The following is a 23,404-nucleotide window of genomic DNA, read 5'->3' as shown; positions in this document are numbered from 1 at the left end:
TTTTTTATTCATATTCCTCAACGATTTCTTTCACAGTAAACGATAGAGCATGGTAGACATATAAGCAGGTTATCAGTGCAGGATAGCCGAACCTTGTTCCATCTTCTGCAGGCACAAGTGGTTTTTTGAGCTGAAAATCAATGTGGACATCACAATGCTCTTCAATGAATGACGTCTCCTTTTGTGCAGGGCCGACACCGACAATAGGTGTACCTTGTTCGTGCAGCTCTTTGACAAGGGATTGAATCTCTTGATCTTCTGGATCTGAATAAAATAAAAGCACCCTGTCACTTGGATGAAGTAAGCTGCGCTCCTTTTGATCCAGCGGCAGAACCTTCGCACCCGGAAACGGCTCTTTGCTCTCGGATGCCTCTAAGGCTACAGCCGCCAGTTCATTCTTGCCATGAAAATACACGGCATGGCCACTGACAACGGCCTGAGCAAGAAGGCGTGCACCGTCTTCGATCGCTTCGGCCTGTTTATCTCCAATACGTGAAAAAATACCTGATAATTGGGTAGTGAAAATTTTTAACAAGACTCATTTCCTCCTTCTGTCAGATCATTTTATAATAGAATATAAAGAGAATATTAGGAAAAATGCTCAGAAAATGTCGTAAAGTAAACTATTATAATTAAAGGAAATGTGAAAATCAAACAGAATTATTTAACAACAGCTCTTTTTATGGCGAAAAATGAAAGCAATGGGGTGTAACAGATGAATGAGAAAATTTTAATTGTCGATGATCAGTACGGTATTAGAATATTGCTAAATGAAGTGTTTCATAAAGAAGGCTATCAAACCTTTCAAGCCGCTAACGGACTGCAGGCATTAGATATTGTGAAAAACCATAGACCAAATCTCGTCCTGCTTGATATGAAGATTCCCGGAATGGATGGCATTGAGATTTTAAAACGCATGAAATTAATTGATGAAGACATCCGCGTGATCATTATGACAGCTTATGGCGAACTAGATATGATTCAAGAGTCTAAAGAGCTCGGTGCATTAACGCATTTTGCTAAACCATTTGATATTGATGAAATCCGTGATGCGGTCAAAGAATACTTGCCGCTCGAAACAAATGGCTAGATGGAAATGATTGAATCAAGTCATTCTGTTGCCGATTTGTCGAATAATTGGTATTCTAGATAAGAAGAAGAAAGCGATCTGACTTTGAAAGTTTACATATGGCGAGAAATTCTGGTCATGCTAGGGTGGAGAGCTTTTTTTAGTAAGCAAATTAGCTACATAGGGAGGATTTTTCATCATGCCTTTAGTTTCAATGACAGAAATGTTGAAAGACGCAAAGGAAAAAGGTTACGCTGTTGGACAGTTTAACTTAAATAACTTAGAATTCACGCAAGCGATTTTACAAGCTGCTGAAGAAGAGAAATCTCCAGTTATCTTAGGAGTATCTGAAGGAGCAGGACGCTACATGGGCGGCTTCAAAACAGTTGTCGCAATGGTAAAAGCGTTAATCGAAGAATATAATGTAACAGTTCCTGTTGCGATTCATTTAGATCACGGTTCAAGCTTTGAATCTTGTGCAAAAGCCATTCATGCAGGATTTACTTCTGTGATGATTGATGCTTCTCACCATCCATTTGATGAGAACGTAGCGACAACTGCAAAAGTAGTTGAGCTTGCACATTTCCACGGTGTATCTGTAGAAGCTGAGCTTGGAACTGTTGGTGGACAAGAAGACGACGTCATCGCTGAGGGCGTTATTTATGCTGATCCAAAAGAGTGCCAAGAGCTTGTAGAACGTACTGGTATTGACTGCCTTGCGCCTGCACTAGGTTCAGTTCATGGTCCATACAAAGGTGAACCAAACCTTGGTTTCGCTGAAATGGAAGAGATTGGTAAAACAACTGGACTTCCACTTGTTCTTCACGGCGGAACAGGTATCCCAACTGCTGACATCAAGCGTGCGATTTCACTTGGTACAGCAAAAATCAATGTAAACACTGAAAACCAAATTGCTTCTGCGAAAGCAGTTCGCGAAACACTTGCTGCAAAAACAGAAGAGTATGATCCACGTAAATATCTTGGACCAGCTCGTGACGCAATTAAAGCGACTGTTATCGGCAAAATGCGTGAATTTGGTTCTTCTAACCAAGCATAATTTGATGAGAACCGAAAGCCGCCTGAGTCACAGGCGGTTTTCTCCATATCTTGAGAAAGCGCAATCAAATTTACATTTCAGACAATTTATTGATAGGAGAGTGGCACAGTTATGTTATTTTTCGTAGACACAGCGAATATCGCAGACATCAAAGAGGCACACGAGCTTGGCATTTTAGCAGGCGTGACAACAAACCCTAGTTTAGTAGCGAAAGAAAAGGACGTATCGTTCCACGACCGCCTTCGTGAAATCACTGACGTGGTATCAGGTTCAGTTAGTGCGGAAGTCATTTCCCTCAAAGCAGAAGAAATGATCGAAGAAGGAAAAGAGCTTGCTGCTATTGCACCAAATATTACAGTTAAAATCCCAATGACAACAGACGGTCTTAAAGCGGTCAAAGCGTTAACAGACCTTGGGATTAAAACAAACGTCACGTTGATTTTTAGTGCAAACCAGGCACTTCTTGCAGCTAGAGCTGGTGCGACGTATGTCTCTCCATTCCTCGGCCGCTTAGATGACATTGGCCAAAATGGTCTTGATCTCATTAGTGAAGTGAAAACCATTTTTGATGTTCATGGATTAGATACACAAATCATTGCTGCATCCATTCGTCACCCGCAGCATGTGACAGAAGCTGCGCTTAGAGGTGCTCATATCGGCACAATGCCGCTGAAAGTCATCAAGCAGCTGACAAAACACCCATTAACGGATGCAGGCATTGAGCAATTTTTAGCAGACTGGAATAAATAAGTGATTGTGGCAGACGGATACGCATCCGTTTGCCGCAGTTTTCCTTAAATACGCTAAGAAATGTTTTGTGCAAAGAAGAGAACATCACAGCCTCGCAAAGCTTCGATTATTTTTCTTCCGACAAATTTCGTTTAACCTGTATTCTTTCTCTTGATATTGGCTAAATTTTGGACAAGACCTTTTAAAGCGCGACATCCACAAACAGTATAACTCCAACAGTGATCTTCTTTAAGAAGGGAGACAAATATGGAAAAGTTAAACATTGCCGGCGGTGACCCCTTGCGCGGGACCGTACATATTAGTGGTGCGAAAAATAGTGCTGTGGCACTGATTCCTGCCACGATTCTCGCTGATTCTCCAGTAACCATTGAAGGCCTTCCGCATATTTCAGATATTGACACATTACGAGATCTGTTAGAAGAGATTGGCGGAAAGGTCACGTTTGAAAAAGGTGAGATGGTTGTCAATCCTACCTCCATGATCAGTATGCCGCTTCCTAATGGGAAAGTGAAGAAACTACGAGCATCCTATTATTTAATGGGCGCCATGCTCGGTAGATTCAAGCAGGCTGTCATTGGGTTGCCAGGGGGATGTCACTTAGGACCTAGACCGATCGATCAGCATATCAAAGGCTTTGAAGCACTTGGAGCCGAGGTGACAAACGAACAGGGTGCGATTTATTTGCGCGCTGAAAAATTAGTCGGAGCCCGAATTTATCTTGATGTTGTCAGTGTAGGTGCGACCATCAACATCATGCTGGCAGCCGTGCTGGCTGAAGGGAAAACAGTGATTGAAAATGCCGCAAAAGAACCCGAAATTATTGATGTAGCGACACTGCTTGCAAGCATGGGAGCTAAAATCAAAGGTGCGGGGACGGATGTGATTCGGATCGAAGGTGTGGAATCTCTCCATGGTTGCAGGCATTCCATCATCCCTGACCGCATAGAAGCAGGTACATTTTTAATTGCAGGTGCAGCGATGGGGGATGAAGTTGTGCTTGATAATGTGATCCCAACTCATTTAGAATCAATTACGGCGAAACTTAGAGAGATGGGGTTCACAATTGAAACAAGCAACGATCAAATGCTGATCGTTGGCAGAAATGAAGGACTCAAGCCTGTCGATATCAAAACCCTTGTGTATCCGGGCTTTCCGACCGATCTTCAACAGCCGATGACGGCTTTGTTAACAAAAGCGAAAGGCACGAGTGTCGTGACAGATACCATTTACTCTGCCCGCTTTAAACACATTGACGAATTGCGTCGAATGGGTGCTAATATGAAGGTGGAAGGAAGATCTGCCATTATTACAGGTCAAACGCAGCTTCAAGGTGCAAAGGTCAAAGCAAGTGATCTGCGAGCAGGTGCTTGTCTCGTTGTTGCAGGGTTAATGGCAGACGGTGTGACCGAAATCACAGGGCTTGAACATATAGACAGAGGATATAGTATGCTTGAGGAGAAGCTTGAAGGCTTGGGTGCAACCATCTGGCGTGAAAAGCTGAGTGACCAAGAAATAGAAGAACTTCAAAATTCATAAGGCTTTGACTGTGAGAGGAGATTTGGACAAAAATGGAAAGAAGTTTATCGATGGAACTAGTACGGGTGACAGAAGCAGCTGCATTAAAATCTGCTCGTTGGATGGGTAGAGGTTTAAAAGACGAAGCGGATGATGCTGCAACAAGTGCCATGCGTGATGTATTTGATACGATTCCGATGAAGGGAACTGTGGTCATCGGCGAGGGAGAAATGGACGAAGCGCCAATGCTTTATATTGGGGAAAAGCTTGGAAACGGATATGGACCTCGCGTGGATGTCGCTGTTGATCCATTGGAAGGAACAAATATTGTAGCAAGCGGCGGCTGGAATGCTTTAGCTGTTATCGCTGTTGCAGATCATGGCAACTTGCTGAATGCACCTGATATGTACATGGATAAGATCGCAGTAGGTCCAGAAGCGGTAGGCTGCATCGACATTGAAGCGCCTGTCATTGACAATCTTCGTGCTGTTGCAAAAGCAAAGAACAAAGATATTGAAGATGTTGTTGCGACAATTTTAAACAGAGAGCGACATGAAAAGATCATTGCTGAGCTGAGAGAAGCTGGAGCAAGAATCAAGCTGATCGATGATGGTGACGTTGCAGGAGCCATTAATACAGCATTTGATCACACAGGTGTTGATATTCTATTTGGTTCAGGTGGAGCGCCTGAAGGTGTCCTTTCTGCTGTTGCGTTAAAAGCACTTGGTGGAGAAATCCACGGTAAGCTTCTTCCACAAAGTGAAGAAGAGCTGAGACGCTGTGAGAAAATGGGGCTGGATGTTGGAAAAGTCCTCAGAATGGAAGACCTCGTGAAAGGCGATGACGCCATTTTTGCAGCGACAGGTGTAACAGATGGCGAGCTATTAAAAGGTGTTCAATTTAAAGGCTCTGTTGGAACAACACATAGTGTTGTCATGCGTGCGAAATCAGGTACTGTTCGATTCGTCGATGGCAGACACAGTTTAAAGAAAAAACCGAATCTTGTCATTCGTCCGTAATATGAAAGCGGGTATTCTTTACCCGCTTTTCATATAGGTGTCAAATATATATCATTTTCTTTTTAAAGTTGAATATTCCCTGCAAATGAGGTAAAACTAAAGAGTGCTGCGAAATTTTCTGCGAATTTACTTCTTTTTAAGCTTCAACAAGTTTAAATACTGCCGCATCATGACGATATACTCATTATCCTTCTCTATGTTGACAAAGCTCAATTTCACATTGTTCCTATCTTTACGATAAAACGAGTGGGAGCGTTACCATGAGAGCGAGGTCATTCCAACAAAAACGGAATTAAAAGCTAATCAAATACAATGGTCATGCATTTGTAATGAAATACATTGACTAGAAAAGTGTGGTGTCCATATTGAAAGATGTTTCGATTTCATCTTTGGAAAATATGAAATTAAAAGAGCTGTATGAGTTAGCAAAAAAGTACAAAATCTCTTATTACAGCAAACTAACAAAAAAAGAATTAATTTTTGCCATCTTAAAGGCGAATGCTGAGCAAGAGGATCTCTTATTTATGGAAGGGGTTCTAGAAATTATTCAGTCAGAGGGATTTGGTTTCTTAAGACCAATTAACTACTCCCCAAGTTCTGAAGACATTTATATTTCAGCTTCACAAATCAGACGCTTTGATTTAAGAAATGGTGATAAGGTGTCTGGAAAGGTACGACCTCCAAAAGAGAATGAACGCTACTATGGCCTCCTTCATGTCGAAGCGGTAAATGGGGACGACCCAGAATCAGCTAAGGAACGTGTTCACTTTCCTGCACTCACGCCGCTATTCCCTGATCGTCAAATGATTCTTGAAACACAGCCTAATCACCTGTCTACTAGAATTATGGATATGATGGCGCCAGTTGGGTTTGGGCAACGTGGTTTAATTGTTGCACCGCCTAAGGCTGGGAAAACCATTTTGCTCAAAGAAATTGCCAACAGCATCTCTGAAAATCATCCAGAGGCAGAACTGATTGTTCTTCTTATTGACGAACGTCCAGAGGAAGTAACAGATATCGAACGTTCTGTTGCAGGGGATGTCGTTAGCTCAACCTTTGACGAAGTACCGGAAAACCACATTAAAGTAGCAGAGCTTGTATTAGAGCGTGCGATGCGTCTAGTTGAACATAAAAAAGATGTCATCATCTTAATGGACAGCATCACAAGGCTTGCTCGTGCATACAACCTTGTCATCCCGCCAAGCGGTCGAACGCTTTCCGGCGGTATTGATCCAGCGGCTTTCCACCGTCCAAAACGCTTCTTTGGTGCTGCGCGTAACATCGAAGAAGGTGGGAGCTTGACCATTTTAGCTACTGCACTTGTTGATACGGGGTCGCGTATGGATGATGTGATTTATGAAGAGTTTAAAGGAACAGGAAACATGGAGCTCCATTTAGATCGTTCTCTTGCAGAAAGAAGAATTTTCCCAGCCATCGACATTCGTCGTTCCGGTACAAGAAAAGAAGAACTGCTTGTGCCTAAAGAACATCTTGATCGTCTATGGGCGATGAGAAAATCAATGTCAGATACACCTGATTTCGCTGAGAAATTCATGCGCAAAATGAGAAAAACAAAGACAAACCAAGAATTTTTCGATATTTTAACGCAAGAGTGGAAACAAGCAAATATGTCTGCATCAAGAAGATAGCTTCCTGAAAAAATACATTTGCAATCATAGACTCACACTGTTATAATTTTATCATGTGCGTTTCAGAATTTATTCTGAGATATTAACTCTGTTTCCGAATTGGATTCAGGGCGGAAGGAGATGACAGTAGATGAAAACAGGAATTCATCCTAACTACAAAAAAGCTACAGTCAAATGCGCTTGTGGAAATGAGTTTGAAACTGGATCAGTAAAAGAAGAGGTACGCATCGAGATTTGCTCTGAGTGCCATCCTTTCTATACAGGCCGTCAAAAATTCGCTTCTGCTGATGGACGTGTTGACCGCTTTAACAAAAAATACGGTCTTAAGTAATAATAGATACAATAAACAGGCAGGAATCCGTTCTTGCCTGTTTTTTTACGTGGATTGATGGAACTTTAAAACGGGGGAGAAGACCTTATGTATGTGATGAAACAAAGCGGTTGGCTTGAAGTCATCTGCGGAAGTATGTTTTCTGGAAAGTCGGAAGAATTGATTCGGAGAGCCAAAAGAGCCACCTTTGCCAAACAAGAAGTAAAAATATTCAAACCAGCGATTGATAACCGGTATAGCACAAGCTCAGTTGTGTCACATAACGGTTCATCCGTCGATGGGATTGCAGTAACCTCACCAAAAGACATAATAACGCACATATCAGAACGAACCGATGTCATTGGCATTGATGAGGTGCAATTTTTTGATGAGACAATCATTGATATTGTCACTCAGTTGGCTGATAAAGGCTACCGAGTCATTGTTGCAGGCCTTGATCAAGACTTCAGAGGAGAGCCATTTGGTGTTGTTCCACATTTAATGGCATGTGCAGAGCTTGTAACAAAACTTCAAGCAGTTTGTTCGGTATGCGGCTCCCCAGCGAGTAGAACACAACGCTTGATCGACGGTAAACCCGCATCCTATGATGATCCCATTATTTTAGTAGGTGCGCAGGAATCATACGAAGCACGATGCAGACATCACCATGAAGTACCAAAACTAGATGTTGGTACAACACTTGACAATTAAAAAAATAGCAAATGCCGCTGTGTTTCGTTTTTCGAGTTTTTGGCTGAACACCCATCATTTGTACTTAAATAAATTAAATAACGCTACGAAAAAATTATCTAATTTTCAACGCTTGCGTTTTGGTATAAGCAGGCATAAAATGACTAACTGTAGTGTAAAGCATTTAAACGAAAAGTTCGATTTCTTGTCATAATTTTTTTGATTAAGGATTTTTCTCCTTGATCGTTCTTTGTATTAATAGTTCACTTTATTTATATTTTAGAAAGAGGGTAGTTTTTGATGAACAACGTGAAGAAAACAAAAGAAGGGTACCTCGAAACCACTTTGACAGGTAAAGATGTATTATCGATTCCAACGTTGAACAAAGGCGTTGCTTTCTCTGAAGAAGAAAGACAAGAGCTTGGACTAGAAGGATTACTTCCTCCAACTGTTCTGACTTTAGAACAGCAAGCAGAGAGAGCATACAAACAATTTCTAGCTCAGCCAGATCGTCTTCGTCAAAACGTATACTTAAGTGATTTGCAAAACCGTAACGAAGTATTATTCTATAAGCTTCTAACGGACAAGCTTCGTGAAATGCTTCCTGTTGTTTACACACCAACTGTTGGTGAAGCGATTCAAGAATACAGCCATGAATACAGAAGACCTCATGGTGTCTACCTTTCAATCGACAACATTGACGGTATTGAGAAAGCATTTGAAAACTTACATGCAACAGCAGGCGACATCGACCTCATCGTAGCAACTGACTCTGAGAGTATTCTTGGAATTGGTGACTGGGGTGTTGGTGGTATCAACATCGCAATTGGTAAATTAGCTGTTTACACGGCTGCAGCAGGGATTGATCCAAGCCGCGTCATTCCAGTTGTATTAGATGTTGGAACTAACAATGAGAAATTATTAAATGATCCATTGTACATCGGGAACCACCACAAACGTGTACAAGGTGAAAAATACGAAGAGTTCATTGATGCGTATGTCAAAGCAGCACTTAAATTCTTCCCGAAAGCATTGCTTCACTGGGAAGACCTTGGAAACAAAAATGCGCGTAACATCATGAAAAAATACAACGACAACATCTTAACATTTAATGATGATATCCAAGGTACTGGTGCCATTACTTTAGCGGGTGTTCTTGCAGCTGTCAAGAAAACTGGTACTCAATTGAAAGATCACCGTGTGATGATTTTCGGAGCTGGATCAGCTGGAATCGGAATCGCCGATCAAATGCGTGACACAATGGTTCTTGAAGGTCTAAGTGAAGAAGAAGCAAACAATGCATTCTGGACGTTAGACTACAGAGGATTGCTAACAGATCAGTTTGAAGATGAAGTGCTTGATTTCCAAAAACCATACCTTCGTTCTTCTGATGAAGTAGAAGGCTGGGCTCGTGATGAAAAAGGACAAATCTCATTTGCTGAAGCTGTTCGCAAGGTGAAGCCAACTATTCTTATTGGTACATCAGGTCAAGGCGGCGCATTCACTGAAGAAATTATTAAAGAAATCGCAGCTCATACAGAGCGTCCAGTGATCATGCCGATGTCTAACCCAACACCACTTGCTGAAGCAGTACCGGAAGATCTATTCAAATGGACAGACGGTCGTGCGCTTGTTGCAACTGGAAGCCCATTCGAAAATGTCGAGTATAACGGAATTGAACATGAAATCGGACAATCAAACAATGCGTTCGTTTTCCCTGGACTTGGTCTTGGTTCAATCGTAACGGAATCAAAAATCATCACAAAAGGCATGTTCGTTGCTTCAGCGGATGCGATTGCTGAAATGGTTGATCATGATAAACCAGGTGCTGGTCTACTTCCAAGCATTGATAAGTTACAAGAAGTTTCTATCAAAGTAGCTATTGAAGTGGCAAAAGCAGCAATTAAAGATGGTGTCGCAAGAAGAACACCTGACAACATCGAACAAGCTGTGAAAGATGCTATGTGGATTCCTGAATATAAAAAAATTGTAAGAGCATAATAAAATGTGTAACGCGGCATTGTTTCGGGTAATGTAAGCAATGCCGCTATAAAATAAGAAACATGTAAAGGATTCAAGGAGGAATAGTAAGATGGACTTTTTAAATATTTTGATCCTCCTAGCACCGATTTTTTTCGTTATCGCGCTGGGTTGGTTCGCAGGGAACTTCGGCAGCTATGACGCTAAATCTGCAAAAGGTGTAAGTACACTTGTTACAAAGTATGCTTTACCAGCGCACTTTATCGCCAGCATTCTGTCAACACCAAAAGATAAATTCTATAGTCAAATTCCATTTTTCGTTGCATTGATTCTCGGAATCGTAGGCTTTTATATCATTATCCTTTTAGTTACGAAATTTGCTTTTAAATATGATTTAACAGATTCATCTGTTTTCTCATTAAACTCAGCACAACCGACCTTTGCATTTATGGGGATTCCGGTCTTGGGCAGTTTATTTGGGGCTCAAGAAGTTGCAATTCCGATTGCTATTACCGGAATAGTTGTAAATGCATTGCTTGATCCAATTGCTATTATTGTGTCAACTGTCGGTGAAAAAACAAAAGGAAAAGCCAAAGACGGCGAAAGTTTCCTAAAAATGACGACGAAAGCGATTTTGCACGGTTTATCTGAGCCGCTTGCGCTTGCACCGTTAGCAAGTATCATTCTTGTTCTTTTAGGATTTAAACTTCCTGAAATCGGACATGAAATGCTAGAGGAAATTGGAAGTGTGACATCAGGGGTTGCGCTCTTTGCAGTCGGTGTCACAGTCGGTATCCGCAAAATTAAACTGAGCTTACCAGCTTTCAGTATCGCATTGCTCAAAGTAGCTGTACAACCGTTACTTATGTATTTTATCGCCATTCTTATGGGTCTTTCGGCGGATGAAATTACAAAAGCTGTATTGCTTGTTGCCTTCCCAGGTTCAGCTGTTGCGGCCATGATCGCCACTCGATTTGAGAAACAGGAAGCAGAAACAGCATCGGCATTTGTGATCAGTGCAATCATGTCACTCATTACATTACCGATCATTATTGCACTTACCGTATAATATAGTAGAAAGGCTGCCTCGTTAGGCAGCCTTTCTTAGCGAAATGAATGAAACAGAGGGAAGAGCACACGCTTTTTTTTCATGTCGGGGTGTGCCTTTTCCTTTTCTTCTTCTTTTGATGGTTTTGGTTTTGTCAATGTGGCTGTGAGGCGTTCTAATTTTGCAGTTAATTCTTCAATTTCTCTTCTGTGCTGGAGGAGCTGGTAGGAAACGCCTTCATCTGCTTTCTTAGCGAGTTTCCGTTCTATTTCTTGGAAACGGGCTTCAATATGACTGACATGTGATTGCTCTTGAAGGAGCTGTTTCACTTGTTCTTCTAAGGCTTCTATCCGTTTTGATGAGTCAGAAGTTTCTACAGTAGGTGATAATTGCTGGGCGGTTTCTTCATGGATCGGCAGTCTAATGTCATGGAGAATCACACCTTCGTTCATTTGGTGTTGGACCTCTTTGAGCAGCTGGACAATGTCATCATGAAATTCGTAATGTCCAAGTTCATTCCGGGCGACAGGGATGTTGAGCTGTTTGACCCAGCGCTGAATGGTTTTTGAAGATACACCAATTTCCTTTGCAACCTCATTTGTATTCAAACCAATTGCCCTCCCTTTTTTCAATTACAAGTACCATTCTCTTTCGTGAGCATCCGTTCCTTCACGTTAGACAAAACAAGTAACCAATCGCCAAAGATCGTGTTTTCTAGTGAAAAATTGCAGAAAATCAATTGTTTTGGAAATTTTTTTGACTGTCATACCCCGCTATACTATAATTAGACTGTTACGCACAAAACAGAGGTGAAGACCATGTTAGACCGTTTAAAATCAATTGAAGAACGCTATGAAAAGCTAAATGAATATTTAAGTGACCCTGAAGTGGTGAACGACCCTAAGAAGCTTCGTGAATATTCGAAGGAACAATCTGATATTCAAGAAACTGTTGAGGTATATAGACAATATCGTGCGGCATATGATCAGCTAAGTGATGCGAAAGCCATGCTGGAAGATAAGCTCGATGCCGATATGCGCGACATGGTCAAGGAAGAAATTTCAGAGCTCACAGAGGAAACAGAACGTTTAGAAGACGAGCTGAAAATCTTGCTCATCCCGAAAGATCCGAATGACGATAAAAACGTTATTGTGGAGGTTCGTGGTGCAGCGGGCGGAGAAGAGGCTGCGCTGTTTGCAGGAAACCTGTACCGTATGTACAGCCGTTATGCTGAAATGCAAGGCTGGAAAACGGAGGTCATGGAAGCGAGTGTCACTGGAACTGGCGGTTATAAGGAGATCATCTTTATGATTAGCGGTAAAGGTGCATATTCTAAACTAAAGTTTGAAAACGGTGCACACCGCGTGCAGCGTGTTCCTGAAACTGAGTCAGGCGGCCGTATTCATACATCAACAGCGACAGTTGCTGTATTACCAGAGGCTGAGGAAGTTGAAATTGATATCCACGAAAAAGATATTCGTGTGGATACATTCGCATCAAGCGGACCAGGGGGACAAAGTGTTAATACCACAATGTCTGCTGTTCGTTTGACTCACCTTCCAACCGGTGTAGTGGTTTCCTGTCAGGATGAGAAATCACAAATCAAAAACAAAGAAAAAGCGATGAAAGTTTTGCGTGCGAGAATTTATGATAAATTCCAGCGTGAAGCACAAGCTGAATATGATCAAACCCGTAAATCTGCTGTTGGAACAGGGGATCGTTCAGAGCGTATCCGTACGTACAATTTCCCACAAAACCGCGTGACGGACCACCGTATCGGATTGACGATTCAAAAGCTTGATCAAATTTTAGAAGGAAAACTTGACGAGGTCATTGATGCATTAATTATGGAAGACCAAGCAAGAAAACTTCAAAATGCAAAATAAAGAGCGAACGATCTTTGAAGCCCTTAAATGGGCTTCTTCTTTGTTAACGGAAGCGGGCAGAGACCAAAATGCAGCAGAGTTAATGTTGATGCATGTGCTTGGATGGAGCAGAAGTGAACTTCTTGCCAGTTTTCATGATCCACTGCCAGAGGAGCTAGATTCACAATTCAGCAAGTTCGTCACACAGCACAAGCGTGGAGTGCCTGTGCAGCATTTAACGGGTGTTGAATTTTTTTATGGGCGTCCTTTTGAGGTAAACAAACACGTTCTGATTCCTCGTCCTGAAACGGAGGAAGTGGTGCTGGCGGCATTGAATATGATGAATCGTGTGTTTCCTAATGATCAGCCGCTCAAAGCTGTTGATGTAGGAACAGGTAGCGGTGCAATTGCGATTACGTTAGCTCTTGAAAAAGAATCTCTCACTGTGACAGCGACGGATATTTCACATGAAGCACTTGAAGTAGCAAAGCGAAATCAAGAAGCGCTTGGTGCAGACGTTCATTTTGTCCAAGGGGATTTACTTGAACCGATTATGGCTCAAGGCATCAAAGTCGATGTGTTTATTTCCAATCCTCCTTATATTGCGGCAGAAGAAATGGATGGTTTATCAGAGGTTGTCACAAAGCATGAACCTGTCAATGCGCTGACAGATGGGCGTGATGGCCTGTGGTTTTATGAGCGTATCGCCTGTGATCTCCACAAGGTACTTCATCAGCAAGCAGTGGTTGTCCTTGAAATAGGACATACACAAGCACAAGATGTAAAAGCGCTTCTTTTGCAGGCGTTCCCTTCAGCTGATGTTCATATCATCAAGGACATCAACGGAAAGGATCGAGCGGTTTGCGTACACATTCAAAACGGAAGTCCGGCTGAATAAAGTCGGACTATTTTATTATGTAAAGATGAAACTTATGGTAAAAGGGAAACGTATATATAGAAGAATGAACATTCTGATCATGATTTTTTACATAAATTTGTTTTGAAGGAGCGAATGGTGTGAACAGAAGGTATACGATGGTGTTGGTCATCGTCAGTGTACTATTGATTGTGAGTGCTTGCGGTAAACCGAGCTTTAAAAAAGAAGCAGCAGCATTTGGGGAAAACTATAAAAAAGCACAATACACAGTGAATCGGACGGATGACCTATCTGACATGAAGGAGAAGTTGAAGGATTATTTAACCGAGCATGAATATCAAGAATATACAGAAGACAGTATGTTTCCAAGTGTATTAGAAGCAGCAAAAGATCAAGATTGTCAAATTAAACTGAAAAAAATTACGTTTACACCTTCAGATGAAAGCGATGACAGGATTGAATTTGACTATGAAATGATCATTCAATTTATTGACCATAAAGGAAAGGTCAAAAAGGAAATTGAGAAAAAAGGTGCAATGACAGTTATCAAAACAGATTCGGGATTAAAAATCAGCCGAGATTGGGATGGAAGACTGTACCCTTCCGATTACCAATCCTCACTAAAAAGCCGTTCATAAGTTGTTGAATGGCTTTTTTGCATGCAGAAAAAACATTGATTCGCTCACCTCATGTAGTTGTTTTTTACTCATAATCTATTAAAAAAATCATTTTTGCTGTTTACGAGATGCGTTTCCTGGACACAATGTTTGTAGCGAAGAGAAAAAGTGGGGGGAACACATCATGTTCAAAAGTAAAATGATGATTTGTCTTTATATGTTTCTATTATTATGTGGTGCTTTTGCAAACCTTGGAAAAGAGGAGACGGCGGCTGCTTCTGCCAATCAGCCTGTTGTGATTCCAGATGAAGCCATTCGTTTACGCATTTTAGCCAACAGTGACCGGTCGGCAGATCAAGATGTGAAACGAAGTATTCGAGATGAGGTCAATGCCAATATAACGGAGTGGGTGAAAGACCTCACATCCATTGAAGAAGCCAGACGTGTGATTCGTTCAAAGCTTCCAGACATCAATCGTATTGCCAAAGCAAAATTAAAGGAACAACACATTGATCAATCCGTATCGGTCAGCTTTCAAAAAGCCTCATTTCCAACAAAGCTATATGGCAACTTTGTTTATCCTGCTGGGAAATATGAAGCCATTTTGATTACGTTAGGGGAAGGAGACGGAGCCAATTGGTGGTGTGTGTTATTCCCACCGCTCTGCTTTATCGATTTTTCAAACGGAGAAGCGATCGCCTCACCAGAAGGAGATGATAAAGAGCAGGTAGCCGCAGAGCCATCAAATGAATCTGTCAATGAAGTGGTAAAAGAAGAAGAGACGGGTGAAGTGAAATTCTTTCTGTTCGAATGGGTCTCTAGTCTTTTCTCTTAAAAAAGGTCTAAATCTGTTTTTGCCTCATAGAGTTGAAGTAAGAGAACAAAAAGAGGTGAAAGCATGTATTATCAATTAAGAATAGCGACAGAAGAAGATGCCCCGGCCATTAATGCTTTTCTTGAAAAAGGCCAAGCAAAAGGCGGGGTGACGATTGCAGAGCGTACGTCATTTGTGGTCATGGAAGATGCAGACGGTGAGCTTGCAGGCTGTTTAGGTCTTGAACGACTAAATGAACAAGAAGGATTGCTAAGATCACTTGTGATATCAGATAAACTTGGTCAGGGGCATATCGTTTCTCTGTTCCAAAGTGTTCAAACGCTAGGGGGAAAGCAAGGTGTGGACACCTTTTATGTTGTAGCCAATCACTCCTCTTCGCATGATTTTTTAGCGCTGATGGGCTTTACGCCTATAGAGGAAATCCCAGAAAGTGTGTGGGTATCTGAGCATGCAAAAGAGTCGTTGGGAAAAGAGCAGGCGGTTGTGCTGCAAAAAACAGCGAGTTAATCACATAACACCGGACTTATTCACATACTTATCCACTGTAAAACAAGCGTTATCCACAAATTGTGGACAACGCTTGTTTTATTTAGCATCATCTTTTATACTTTCAAAAGGATAATTGAGATATATCAACAGTTTTATCTTTTTTAAAAGGAGTTTGTATGATGTTAAATACAAAAAGGTGGTCTGTGGATTTAAAAAAGGATTTATCCACATACTATCCACAAATTGAACAAGCAGCTCTGTTGTTGCGGCAGAATGAAGTGGTCGCTTTTCCGACAGAAACGGTTTATGGACTAGGGGCAAATGCAAAAGAGACAGAGGCTGTGAAGAAAATTTATGAAGCGAAAGGACGCCCAAGTGATAATCCGTTGATTGTTCACATTGCGGACGTTCAACAGCTTCATGAATTTGCGCAAATAGAAAATGAAAAAGTAACAGCGCTGATGGATGCCTTTTGGCCAGGCGCTCTTACCATTGTTCTACCTTGTAAGCCGGGCACATTATCAAAGCAGGTGACGGCAGGTTTAACGACAGTAGGCGTAAGAATGCCTGATCATCCTGTTGCGCTTGAACTCATCAGAGCAGCTGGTCTACCAATTGCCGCGCCTAGTGCCAACCGTTCGGGAAAACCGTCGCCGACACTTGCGGATCATGTCGCAAGTGATCTTGATGGGAAAATTGCTGGCATTGTCGATGGTGGTTCAACAGGTATTGGCGTGGAGTCAACGGTTGTATCCTGTGTAGACGAGATTCCAGTGATCTTAAGGCCGGGCGGTATTACAAAAGAAGCGTTAGAAGAGGTCGTAGGAACGGTCAACACGGATCCAGGGTTGACGAAAAAGGATGAGGCGCCAGTATCGCCGGGAATGAAATACACACATTATGCACCTGAAGCACAAATGTATATATTTCATGGAAGTGATGAAGACATGCAGCTGCACATTCAGAAGTACCGAGCTGAAGGGCTAAAAGTAGGTGTGCTGACAACAGAAGAAAAGAAGGAATGGTTTGCGGCAGATGTTATCTTTAGCTGTGGATGGAGAGAAAAGCCTGAAACGGTTGCGGCAAACTTATATCGTGTGCTGAGACAATTTGATGAAACGGATGTAGACTTGATCATTTCAGAAGCCTTCTCAGAGCAGGGAGTTGGTTCTGCGATCATGAACCGTCTGCAAAAAGCGGCAGGAGGGCGTACCCTCTCTTCATTCAAATAGTTCTAACCTCTCTTGGACAAACATAGGTTAAAGGAGAATGCGTGTCCAAGGGGGATTTACATGAATGAACTAGCTGGCGAATTGCTGACACTCAGTATCATGGCTTTTGCACTTGGAATGGATGCCTTTTCGGTTGGACTCGGCATGGGGATGATTCAGCTGAGATTCCGCCAGATCCTTTATATTGGACTTGTCATTGGGATATTTCATATGTTTATGCCTCTTTTTGGCATGCTAACAGGTCAGCTTTTATCTGGTTGGCTTGGGCTCCTAGCAACCTATATAGGCGGGGCGCTGCTTTTGGTGCTGGGTCTGCAAATGATCATCGCTTCTATCCGAAAAGAAGATAAGCCATTTATCGCACCTGTTGGGGCCGGTCTCGTTCTTTTTGCAACAAGTGTGAGTTTAGATAGTTTTTCCGTTGGCTTAAGCCTGGGGATTTACGGTTCTCGGGTGTTGATGACCATTTTATTGTTTGGCTTTTTTAGTATGATGCTCACATGGCTTGGATTATTACTCGGTAAACAGGTTCGGTCATGGGTAGGTTCATACAGCGGTGCGCTTGGCGGATTGATTTTACTAGCCTTTGGAATCAAATTATTATTTCCGCTCTAGCCAGTCTCCTTACATAACATGTAGAATGAAATGCTATATAATAGAAGAAAAGGAGGTCGAAAGATGAATATCTTATTTGTTTGTACGGGAAATACCTGCAGAAGTCCGATGGCTCAAGCCCTTTTTTCCTCCATTGCAGATGAAAAAGGCTTACAGGTCACTGTAAAATCAGCGGGCATCTTCGCCTCTGATGCAGGGAAGGCTTCTCCTCAAGCAGTCGAAGCATTATTTGAGAAAAGCATTCCACTGAATCACTCGTCGTCTAAACTAACAGAAGAACTTCTTCATGAAGCAGATTATGTCTTCACCATGACGATTCAGCATAAGCAGTTGATTGTGGAGCAATATGCTCATGTGAAAGACAAGGTCTTCACTCTAAAAGAATTTGCGACAGGATCAGAAGGTGACGTGTCGGATCCATTTGGAGGGAGTCTCTCCATTTATCAGGAGACACGAGATGAACTAGAAACGCTATTGTATCAACTTGCTAAAAAGCTTAAACAGGATCACAAATCCTCATAAATGGACAACCTGTAAAACCGTTGCGCAAACGGTTTTTCTGCTTTTGTTTGCAAATGACTAGGTAGAGGTTAAAATATAACTGTAAATAAAGAATGAATGTAAGACATGACAGATTAACTCACCCTTAGGAGGAATTGCCCGATGAAAGTAGCCATTGCATCCGATCACGGCGGAACGAATATTCGTGAAGAAATCAAACAACTAATGGATGAATTAAAGATTGAATACATTGATATGGGTTGTGAATGTGGATCAGGTTCTGTAGACTACCCTGACTATGCTTTTCCTGTAGCCAATATGGTGGCAAACGGGGAAGTCGATCGAGGCATTTTGATTTGCGGGACAGGTATCGGTATGAGCATTTCAGCAAACAAAGTGAAAGGCATCCGCTGTGCACTGGCGCATGATACATTCAGTGCAAAGGCGACGAGAGAACATAACGATACAAATGTTCTTGCGATGGGAGAACGAGTCATTGGACCAGGATTGGCAAGAGAGATTGCTCACATTTGGCTGACAACGGATTTTACTGCAGGACGTCATGCTGTGCGGATTGGTAAAATCGCTGATTACGAAGAAAAGCACCTGTAAGGAGCGCTTAACATGAACATTAGTCAAGATTGGCTTGAGATGTTAAAAGAGTTTCATCAAACAGTTGAACTGCGAGCCGGCCACATTTTAGTAATTGGCTGCAGTACATCAGAAGTGGCTGGCGAGCACATTGGGACAGCGGGAAGTGAGCAAATTGCTGAAGCTATTTATCAAGAGCTCGATCAACTGAGACGCGAGACAGGAATTGAATTGGCCTTCCAATGCTGCGAGCATTTGAATCGTGCCCTCGTTGTGGAAGAAGAGGTGGCGTACCGGCTTAACTTAGAAATTGTAGCGGCTGTACCTGTCCGTCAGGCGGGTGGTTCTATGGCGGCGCATGCGTATCAGCAAATGGAACACCCTGTGCTGGTTGAATCCATTTCAGCACATGCAGGGATTGATATCGGTGATACATTCATCGGCATGCACTTAAAGCGGGTAGCCGTACCGGTCCGTCTCAGCCGTCATCAATTAGGACAAGCACATGTGACGTTTGCAAAAACTCGTCCAAAGCTGATTGGCGGAGAACGAGCCGTTTATACAAGATCATAGTTCGGATATATTTCTAATATAATGTTGAATGATGAAGACGCTTCACCCTTTGAATATTCGGGTTTTCATAAAAAAGAAGTCGATTTTCCAAAAAAAACTTTTACATTTTACTCAAAAACCGTGTACAATGAGATGGTGAAAACATCGAATGGAAATAGATTGGAGAGGATTTCGCTGATGAAACATTTACCTGAGCAAGACGCACAAGTATTCAAAGCAATTCAACTAGAGCGGAAACGCCAGCAGGACAAAATCGAATTAATTGCATCAGAAAACTTCGTAAGCGAAGCAGTCATGGAAGCACAGGGCTCTGTCTTAACAAACAAATATGCAGAAGGTTACCCTGGTAAACGCTACTATGGCGGCTGTGAACATGTAGACGTTGTAGAAGATATCGCACGTGACCGCGCAAAAGAAATTTTTGGCGCTGAGTATGTGAACGTACAGCCTCACTCAGGAGCTCAAGCGAATATGGCCGTATACTTTACAATCCTTGAGCATGGCGATACAGTGCTAGGCATGAACTTATCACATGGCGGGCATTTAACACATGGAAGCCCTGTAAACTTTAGCGGCGTACAGTACAACTTTGTAGAATACGGTGTAGATAAAGAAACACAACATATCGACTACCAAGATGTACTTGAAAAAGCACGTGAGCATAAGCCGAAACTAATCGTAGCGGGGGCAAGTGCTTACCCACGTCAAATTGATTTCAAAAAGTTCCGTGAAATTGCCGATGAAGTCGGTGCTTACTTTATGGTGGACATGGCTCACATCGCGGGTCTTGTTGCAGCAGGTCTTCATCCAAATCCAGTTCCTTACGCTGATTTTGTGACAACGACAACTCACAAAACATTGCGCGGACCTCGCGGCGGAATGATTCTATGCCGTGAAGAGTTTGGTAAAAAGATCGACAAATCGATCTTCCCTGGTATTCAAGGTGGACCACTCATGCATGTGATCTCTGCAAAAGCTGTTTCTTTCGGTGAAGTATTGAACGGAGATTTCAAAACATATGCACAAAACGTGATTGATAACGCAAAACAACTAGCTGAAACACTTTTATCTGAGGATATTCAGCTTGTATCTGGTGGAACAGATAACCATCTTGTTCTCATCGACTTGCGCTCTCTTGGCATTACAGGAAAAATTGCAGAAAACGTTCTTGATGAAATTGGTATCACGGTGAACAAAAATGCAATTCCATATGATCCAGAGAAACCATTTGTTACAAGTGGTGTACGTGTAGGTACAGCAGCAGTGACAAGCCGTGGCTTCGATCAAGAAGCGATGAAAGAAGTCGGTTCCATTATTGCGCTTGCTCTGAAACATCATGAAGATGAAGCGAAATTAGAAGAGGCGAAAAAGCGTGTATCTGATCTGACAGCTCGTTTCCCTCTATATCAAGAATTAGATTATTAAGATGCAGACCCATTTGCCTATTTTTGGCATGTGGGTTTTTTTTGTAGGATTTGCGAATCATATTGAAAGATGATGTCTTTTTATGTAGAATTGTAGGAAGTGTGCAAAGTTCACCGGAAGATGACAGAAAAGGAGTTGTAGCAAGCAATGGCAAAGGTTTATGTATTTGATCACCCGCTTATTCAGCACAAACTTACATATATTCGTGACGTTCATACAGGAACAAAAGAATTTAGAGAGCTAGTGGATGAAGTCGCAACATTAATGGCATTTGAAATCACAAGAGACTTACCGCTTGAAGAGGTAGATGTAGAAACACCTGTACAAGTCGCTAAATCAAACGTGATCTCAGGTAAAAAACTCGGAGTTGTGCCGATTTTAAGAGCAGGTCTTGGAATGGTAGACGGGATTTTGAAACTCATTCCAGCTGCCAAAGTGGGACATGTCGGTTTATACCGTGATCCGAAGACATTAAAGCCTGTTGAATATTATGTGAAGCTTCCATCTGATGTGGAAGAGCGTGAATTTATCGTAGTAGACCCAATGCTTGCAACGGGCGGATCAGCAGTAGAAGCATTAAACAGCTTGAAAAAACGCGGTGCGAAAAACATCCGCTTCATGTGTCTGATTGCTGCGCCAGAAGGTGTAGAAGAAATGCAAAAGCATCATCCAGATGTTGATATCTACATTGCAGCATTAGATGAGAAGTTAAACGAAAAAGGTTACATCATCCCAGGTCTTGGTGATGCTGGTGACCGTATGTATGGAACAAAATAAGAATGATTATGAAAAGCCCACATGCAAACGTGCATGTGGGCTTTTTTTGAAAAATATGACAAACGGTTGATATCGTTCTTAGAAAAATCAATGTATACTGAACATTAGCAGTTTTTTTGAATGAATGTCACAACTCTCCTAAAGTTTGATGAAATTGTGAACATTTTGTGTGCTCTCTCATTATAGAAAAGTTTTTTAACTTTCAACGGATTGACACATCATAGACGCTATTGTATGCTAAACGAGGGTATTATGGTAAGGTTTTCATAGCCTATAGCACTCTACTAATCCTCATTGTGAACCCTTTAATAATCAGGGTTTGTATCAGCGAATGAAGCAGAATCCCATAGATCTAAAGATTTCAAGTCTGATTGCACAATTAGACCGATGGGTGATTGATTTTTTTCAAATAGGACGGCTTATCATAAGCGTCTTCTACGCAGTTTTCATCACCATTTATCACCTTTTTTACAATATTTTTCATCGGGAGTCAGATGAATGAACGATCCAAACGTCATTTTCCGCAGACAGAGTAAATATATGTTCTATTTATTGGCAATTTTTGTGTTTGGCTATGCCATGCCTGGTTTTAAACCACTGTTTCTTGGTTTCATTATCGGCACAATTTTTGCTTTCTTTAATTTATTCCTGCTTATTCGGAGAATGCATGCTTTTGATCGAGCAGTTAAAAAAGGAAAATCTATTCGTTCAATGGGAAGTACAGCCAGGTGGGCCAACGCAATTCTCGCAGTAGCGATTGCTTGGCGTTACCCTAACGAAGTTCATCTGGCAGGTGTTGTTATAGGATTAATGACAATATATCCTGTCATTATGATAGATTCCTTCATTCAACTTAAACGTTCTACTATGGAAGAGAGGTGAATACTCTTTGGGTCACAGTTCAAAAACTACAGAATTTTTAGGGTTAACGTTCAACTTATCCAATGTTCTCATGATTACGATTGCTAGTATCATCGTTCTTCTCATAGCGGTGCTGACTACTCGTGTTCTGGCTATTCGTCCGACAAAGGCGCAGAACTTCATGGAATGGATTGTTGATTTTGTTCGAAATATCATAGGTAGTTCGATGGACATGAAAACAGGAGCCCCATTTCTAGCGCTTGGCGTTACATTACTCATGTACATATTTGTTTCAAACATGCTTGGACTGCCATTCTCGATTACGGTCGATCACAACTTATGGTGGAAATCACCAACTGCTGATCCTGCAATCACAATGACACTAGCGGTTATGGTCATGGGATTGACACACTACTATGGTGTTAAAGCAAAAGGAGTCAAGGAATATACAAAAGACTACTTTAGACCAATCCCACTCTTAGTACCGCTGAAAATTATTGAAGAATTTGCAAACACATTAACACTTGGTTTGCGTCTTTATGGAAATATTTTCGCTGGAGAGATTCTTCTTGGTTTACTTGCAGGACTTGCGACTAATTTCTATTCGCAAAACCTTGCACTAGGTATCATTGGTACATTAGGTGCCATCGTGCCGATGATTGTATGGCAGGCATTCAGTTTGTTTGTCGGAACCATCCAGGCATTTATCTTCACCATGCTGACAATGGTGTATATCTCCCATAAAGTCAGCGACGAACACTAAAAAATTGAGAGTCCAAAATGGACGTTATTTTAAAGGAGGAGCTTTTTAATGAATTTAATAGCAGCAGCAATTGCAATCGGTTTAGGAGCACTAGGAGCAGGTATTGGTAACGGTCTAATCGTATCTAAAACAGTTGAAGGAATCGCTCGTCAGCCAGAGGCTGGTAGAGAACTAAGAACACTTATGTTCATCGGGGTAGCTTTAGTTGAGGCACTTCCAATTATCGCTGTCGTTATCGCATTCTTGGCATTCTTTGGTTAATATGTGAGAAGCGTTCTAATATGAATTTTAATGGC

General features: G+C 41.8%; 27 protein-coding genes. 25 read left to right on the top strand and 2 right to left on the bottom strand.

Annotated features, from left to right (window positions below; all coding sequences use genetic code 11):
• Positions 1–4: 4 nt before the first annotated feature.
• Positions 5–535 (bottom strand): DUF2529 domain-containing protein, encoded by a 531-nt coding sequence (locus FBF75_RS08165; protein ID WP_136944608.1) that lies wholly within the window; start codon positions 533–535, stop codon positions 5–7.
• A 180-nt stretch (positions 536–715) separates the two neighbouring features.
• Between FBF75_RS08165 and FBF75_RS08160 the strand changes: the two genes are divergently transcribed.
• From FBF75_RS08160 to FBF75_RS08115, 10 genes are all read left to right on the top strand, one after another.
• Complete coding sequence (locus FBF75_RS08160) at positions 716–1,090, top strand: response regulator (protein ID WP_003214681.1); 375 nt, start codon at positions 716–718, stop codon at positions 1,088–1,090.
• Positions 1,091–1,268: 178 nt separating this feature from the next.
• Positions 1,269–2,126 (top strand): class II fructose-bisphosphate aldolase, encoded by an 858-nt coding sequence (locus FBF75_RS08155; protein ID WP_007497678.1) that lies wholly within the window; start codon positions 1,269–1,271, stop codon positions 2,124–2,126.
• Positions 2,127–2,237: 111 nt separating this feature from the next.
• Positions 2,238–2,876, top strand: coding sequence for a fructose-6-phosphate aldolase (gene fsa, locus FBF75_RS08150; protein WP_003215343.1), 639 nt, complete (start codon positions 2,238–2,240; stop codon positions 2,874–2,876).
• A gap of 246 nt (positions 2,877–3,122) precedes the next feature.
• A complete protein-coding gene (locus tag FBF75_RS08145; RefSeq protein ID WP_017360051.1) occupies positions 3,123–4,412 on the top strand; it encodes a UDP-N-acetylglucosamine 1-carboxyvinyltransferase in 1,290 nt (429 codons plus the stop codon).
• Positions 4,413–4,444: 32 nt separating this feature from the next.
• Positions 4,445–5,410, top strand: coding sequence for a class II fructose-bisphosphatase (gene glpX / locus FBF75_RS08140; RefSeq protein WP_007497670.1), 966 nt, complete (start codon positions 4,445–4,447; stop codon positions 5,408–5,410).
• 365 nt (positions 5,411–5,775) lie between these two features.
• The gene (rho, locus tag FBF75_RS08135; protein ID WP_007497667.1) at positions 5,776–7,059 is read left to right on the top strand and encodes a transcription termination factor Rho; all 1,284 of its coding nucleotides are present in this window, start codon (positions 5,776–5,778) and stop codon (positions 7,057–7,059) included.
• Between the two features lie 130 nt (positions 7,060–7,189).
• Positions 7,190–7,390, top strand: a complete 201-nt coding sequence (gene rpmE / locus FBF75_RS08130; RefSeq protein ID WP_003215407.1) for a 50S ribosomal protein L31 — start codon at positions 7,190–7,192, stop codon at positions 7,388–7,390.
• An 87-nt stretch (positions 7,391–7,477) separates the two neighbouring features.
• Positions 7,478–8,080 (top strand): thymidine kinase, encoded by a 603-nt coding sequence (locus tag FBF75_RS08125; protein WP_007497666.1) that lies wholly within the window; start codon positions 7,478–7,480, stop codon positions 8,078–8,080.
• Between the two features lie 279 nt (positions 8,081–8,359).
• Positions 8,360–10,060 carry an oxaloacetate-decarboxylating malate dehydrogenase gene (gene malS, locus FBF75_RS08120; RefSeq protein WP_136944607.1) on the top strand — a complete coding sequence of 567 codons (1,701 nt, stop codon included), beginning with the start codon at positions 8,360–8,362 and terminating at the stop codon, positions 10,058–10,060.
• Positions 10,061–10,151: 91 nt separating this feature from the next.
• Complete coding sequence (locus tag FBF75_RS08115; RefSeq protein ID WP_007497662.1) at positions 10,152–11,108, top strand: AEC family transporter; 957 nt, start codon at positions 10,152–10,154, stop codon at positions 11,106–11,108.
• A gap of 35 nt (positions 11,109–11,143) precedes the next feature.
• On the opposite strand, the gene racA is transcribed toward FBF75_RS08115, so the two are convergent.
• Complete coding sequence (racA, locus tag FBF75_RS08110; RefSeq protein WP_056704212.1) at positions 11,144–11,695, bottom strand: chromosome-anchoring protein RacA; 552 nt, start codon at positions 11,693–11,695, stop codon at positions 11,144–11,146.
• A gap of 210 nt (positions 11,696–11,905) precedes the next feature.
• Here racA and prfA point away from each other — a divergent pair, with 210 nt between their 5' ends.
• The 15 genes from prfA (at position 11,906) to atpE (ending at position 23,369) form a co-directional block, all read left to right on the top strand.
• Positions 11,906–12,973, top strand: coding sequence for a peptide chain release factor 1 (gene prfA, locus FBF75_RS08105; protein ID WP_008343422.1), 1,068 nt, complete (start codon positions 11,906–11,908; stop codon positions 12,971–12,973).
• Positions 12,963–13,850 carry a peptide chain release factor N(5)-glutamine methyltransferase gene (prmC, locus tag FBF75_RS08100; protein ID WP_058213509.1) on the top strand — a complete coding sequence of 296 codons (888 nt, stop codon included), beginning with the start codon at positions 12,963–12,965 and terminating at the stop codon, positions 13,848–13,850. The genes prfA and prmC overlap by 11 nt, the downstream gene beginning before the upstream one ends.
• A 137-nt stretch (positions 13,851–13,987) precedes the next feature.
• Positions 13,988–14,467 (top strand): hypothetical protein, encoded by a 480-nt coding sequence (locus FBF75_RS08095; RefSeq protein WP_019743247.1) that lies wholly within the window; start codon positions 13,988–13,990, stop codon positions 14,465–14,467.
• Between the two features lie 163 nt (positions 14,468–14,630).
• On the top strand, positions 14,631–15,281 hold the full coding sequence (spoIIR, locus tag FBF75_RS08090) for a stage II sporulation protein R (RefSeq protein WP_007497652.1): 651 nt from the start codon (positions 14,631–14,633) through the stop codon (positions 15,279–15,281).
• 63 nt (positions 15,282–15,344) lie between these two features.
• Positions 15,345–15,788 carry a GNAT family N-acetyltransferase gene (locus FBF75_RS08085; protein ID WP_136944606.1) on the top strand — a complete coding sequence of 148 codons (444 nt, stop codon included), beginning with the start codon at positions 15,345–15,347 and terminating at the stop codon, positions 15,786–15,788.
• Between the two features lie 161 nt (positions 15,789–15,949).
• A complete protein-coding gene (locus tag FBF75_RS08080) occupies positions 15,950–17,002 on the top strand; it encodes an L-threonylcarbamoyladenylate synthase (RefSeq protein ID WP_024718758.1) in 1,053 nt (350 codons plus the stop codon).
• Between the two features lie 60 nt (positions 17,003–17,062).
• Positions 17,063–17,617, top strand: a complete 555-nt coding sequence (locus FBF75_RS08075) for a manganese efflux pump MntP (protein WP_025208133.1) — start codon at positions 17,063–17,065, stop codon at positions 17,615–17,617.
• A 63-nt stretch (positions 17,618–17,680) separates the two neighbouring features.
• Entirely contained in the window at positions 17,681–18,139 is a 459-nt protein-coding gene (locus tag FBF75_RS08070) for a low molecular weight protein arginine phosphatase (protein WP_017360042.1), read from the top strand.
• Positions 18,140–18,280: 141 nt separating this feature from the next.
• Complete coding sequence (gene rpiB / locus FBF75_RS08065; RefSeq protein WP_025208132.1) at positions 18,281–18,730, top strand: ribose 5-phosphate isomerase B; 450 nt, start codon at positions 18,281–18,283, stop codon at positions 18,728–18,730.
• A 12-nt stretch (positions 18,731–18,742) separates the two neighbouring features.
• The gene (locus FBF75_RS08060) at positions 18,743–19,282 is read left to right on the top strand and encodes a TIGR01440 family protein (protein WP_136944605.1); all 540 of its coding nucleotides are present in this window, start codon (positions 18,743–18,745) and stop codon (positions 19,280–19,282) included.
• Between the two features lie 177 nt (positions 19,283–19,459).
• The gene (gene glyA, locus FBF75_RS08055) at positions 19,460–20,707 is read left to right on the top strand and encodes a serine hydroxymethyltransferase (RefSeq protein ID WP_024718755.1); all 1,248 of its coding nucleotides are present in this window, start codon (positions 19,460–19,462) and stop codon (positions 20,705–20,707) included.
• Between the two features lie 147 nt (positions 20,708–20,854).
• Positions 20,855–21,484 carry a uracil phosphoribosyltransferase gene (gene upp / locus FBF75_RS08050; RefSeq protein WP_003214553.1) on the top strand — a complete coding sequence of 210 codons (630 nt, stop codon included), beginning with the start codon at positions 20,855–20,857 and terminating at the stop codon, positions 21,482–21,484.
• Positions 21,485–21,982: 498 nt separating this feature from the next.
• Positions 21,983–22,366: an ATP synthase subunit I gene (locus FBF75_RS08045; protein WP_007497639.1), complete on the top strand. Its 384-nt coding sequence runs from the start codon at positions 21,983–21,985 to the stop codon at positions 22,364–22,366.
• Positions 22,367–22,373: 7 nt separating this feature from the next.
• Positions 22,374–23,108, top strand: a complete 735-nt coding sequence (gene atpB / locus FBF75_RS08040; protein WP_007497637.1) for a F0F1 ATP synthase subunit A — start codon at positions 22,374–22,376, stop codon at positions 23,106–23,108.
• 48 nt (positions 23,109–23,156) lie between these two features.
• Positions 23,157–23,369, top strand: a complete 213-nt coding sequence (gene atpE / locus FBF75_RS08035) for a F0F1 ATP synthase subunit C (protein WP_003214968.1) — start codon at positions 23,157–23,159, stop codon at positions 23,367–23,369.
• Positions 23,370–23,404 lie beyond the last annotated feature (35 nt).

The organism is Bacillus sp. S2(2019) (assembly GCF_005144805.1).
Taxonomy (GTDB): Bacteria; Bacillota; Bacilli; order Bacillales; family Bacillaceae; genus Bacillus; species Bacillus altitudinis.
This window is presented reverse-complemented; position numbering and strand designations above follow the sequence as displayed.